The sequence below is a fragment of the Anaerotignum sp. genome (genome assembly GCF_031981185.1).
Taxonomy (GTDB): Bacteria; Bacillota; Clostridia; order Lachnospirales; family Anaerotignaceae; genus Chakrabartyella.
In genome coordinates this window covers 75,421-77,996 of sequence record NZ_DALYUL010000009.1, presented here as the reverse complement: position 1 = coordinate 77,996, position 2,576 = coordinate 75,421, and the positions used below count along the sequence as shown (strand labels likewise).

The 2,576-nt window shown below is 35.4% G+C and carries 3 protein-coding genes and 1 pseudogene; 1 reads left to right on the top strand and 3 read right to left on the bottom strand.

Features of this window, described 5'->3' with window-relative positions; all coding sequences use genetic code 11:
* Positions 1-376: ammonium transporter (locus tag RTK36_RS06955; protein ID WP_442871340.1), on the top strand; the 376-nt coding region annotated here is incomplete at its 5' end.
* Positions 377-442: 66 nt separating this feature from the next.
* Here the strand turns inward: RTK36_RS06955 and RTK36_RS06950 are convergent.
* The 3 genes and pseudogenes from RTK36_RS06950 to RTK36_RS16575 all read right to left on the bottom strand — a co-directional run bounded on the left by RTK36_RS06950 (position 443) and on the right by RTK36_RS16575 (position 2,563).
* Positions 443-1,033 (bottom strand): hypothetical protein, encoded by a 591-nt coding sequence (locus RTK36_RS06950; protein ID WP_312045599.1) that lies wholly within the window; start codon positions 1,031-1,033, stop codon positions 443-445.
* Positions 1,023-1,505: an RNA polymerase sigma factor gene (locus RTK36_RS06945; protein WP_312045596.1), complete on the bottom strand. Its 483-nt coding sequence runs from the start codon at positions 1,503-1,505 to the stop codon at positions 1,023-1,025. The genes RTK36_RS06950 and RTK36_RS06945 overlap by 11 nt, the downstream gene beginning before the upstream one ends.
* 794 nt (positions 1,506-2,299) lie before the next feature.
* Positions 2,300-2,563: pseudogene (locus RTK36_RS16575) on the bottom strand (DUF3788 domain-containing protein).
* Positions 2,564-2,576: the final 13 nt, after the last annotated feature.

The following is a 2,576-nucleotide window of genomic DNA, read 5'->3' as shown; positions in this document are numbered from 1 at the left end:
TGAACCTTGGGCCGCTGCAATTATCGGATTATTAGCCGGATTTGTGTGCTATTATGCTGTGCAATTAAGAATTAAGCTTGATTGGGACGATGCATTAGACGTATGGGGAGTCCATGGTGTAGGCGGAATTTTAGGAAGTATCCTAGTTGGTGTTTTTGCAAAAGAATCGATTAACGGAGTCGGGGGATTGATTAATGGAGATGTACATCAACTTCTAATACAAACAGTAGGCGTGCTGATTATATCAGCCTATGCATTTTTAGTAACATTGATAATCTTAAAGGTTGTTAATAAATTTGTTCCCGTTCGTGTTTCGGAATATGAAGAACAAAGGGGCTTAGATATTTCCATCCATCATGAGGAAGCATACAGATAAAAGTTGAAAAAAGCCCACACATTTTCATGTGTGGGCTTTTTTCAAAACTATGAGCTAAACGTAGCATCAGTTAAACGAAGATGGCACTGGATAACTATCGGGAGAGGTAGCATAGCCATTTTGATACTTTACAGTCATATACAAAGTTTCTTCCCCATTTACTAGCTTAATATAGCAGACATTATTTTCGAATTTATCAGTAATATCAATTTTTTTGTCGAACCAATAAACCCAAACAGAACCATTGTCTTCATAGTTAACATCAGGGGCTGTTATAAGTTCTAATAATTCATCTTCTGTCAATGGTCTTTCTGAACCATCGTCCTCGATAGCCATACCACCGCCACCATGATTTTTACTGTGTCCCTCATCATCAATATAGTCCATGTTGTAGTTTCCATTTCCATCAAATTGAATCGTTACATTTGTTTGATCCCCATGGATCCAAAGCTGAATGGTCCGCTGAATTCCACAAAAATCAGTGGCATATGCAGCTGTAGCACTGCCCACAATCAGTACACAAGCGGCGATACTGGCAACCAAGCGATTCAGTTTTGGCTTATTATTTGTAGTTGTCATTTTTTTTACCTCCAAAGAAAATTCATCAGAGATATGCATTGTAGAAAAAGCCTGTTTGTACTTCTCCTTATTCGTCATCTTCCCATACCTCCTTTAGTGTGTTTTTAAGCAACGTTCTTCCACGTGAGAGTCTAACTTTAACATTGCTTTCAGATATTTTTAGAATATTTGAAATTTCTTTTATAGAATAGTCCTCATAATAATACAGATGAATAATAACACGATATTTTTCTGGTAGATTTATTACTGTCTCAAACAATTCAGAGGATTCAGGAGATTCAAAAGTTAATGTTTCCATGTAATCCTCTAAAGAGCGGGTGTTCCGCCTGAAAAAAGTCATATTCTTATTTTTAGCTTTATTAATCGCTACTCGAATCAGCCATGCGCGTATGTGCTGCTCTGTTTCAAAATCCTTTTTTAGTGATATGTACTGAATAAAAGTATCTTGAACAACATCTTCTGCATCATGAATATTTTTACAAACATGAAATGCAATTACAAACAAATTGTTCTTATACTTGTCAATCAGCACGTCTACTGATTCTCTCATGAGTTCCTCCTTTGTTCTTGAAAAGCCTTTCACTAATAGTACAAACGGGGATGGCAAAAGGTTACACGCAATTGTAAAATATTTTAAAAATAGCTGTCTGCGAATGCAAACAGCTTAAAGAGAGGTCATATTAATTTGCTTACCCAGCGTTAAATTTTCTCACTACTATTTAAAAAAAGTTTTATTTTAGGTGCGATTATTCCGTGAATGGAATAACGTATCTTGTTTCTTAGTCATGGAATTATATTTAGCAGAAGAAGGCCTTATATCATAGACTGCGCATAACCGTTGCAGGTGGGATTTTACTTGTTTGTGCGCTTTTGTTTTATAATTATTTTTATGATAATGGATATTAACAAAACAATTATGGTAACACTGCCATATATTAAAATGCTAGTATACCAAGGTGCAGACTGTATTGCATATAAATCGGGAAATTTTTTATAATTAATATATTGATATAAACTGTGACCAATAGTTACACCAATAGTTGATCCCATTATAATATTTAAAGTATTGTTTAACTGTTTTAACATAACCTTATCTTATCTCCTTCGTCAAATATAAACCTGATCAAGTACAAAGGGAATAAATACATTTACTCTATCATTTAATACAATAGGTAGTTTACCATAGCAAATCAAGACTATCAAGTAATAGAGAAAGCAACAGCCGTTGCATCTATTTCAAGGTGCAGCGGCTGAATTTATAAAAAGTTAGATTTTGATTTTACTGACCACACATTTTCTTTAATTAATAACGTGGATTTTGTATTTGTATACTGGGATATGTGGTCATTGAACCTTTTTTTGAACACGCAGGTCAATGAGTTTTTTCACATCTTCCAGAATTTCCGCAGAAGTGATAGATACCATTAGCCAACGCCCACCGTTAAAGGGTTTTGTATTCCGATATAGGCTACGAACATAATCGGTGCAAGTTGATAACAGAAGCTCCGCTTACATGGCCTCGCGGCTACCCACCGAAACAAGACAGGTAAAAAAACCTTTAGCAGGATAGAGTGTGCAAAGAGACCGCCCGCTCTTTTTGTACTTTATATTCCAACCGGGC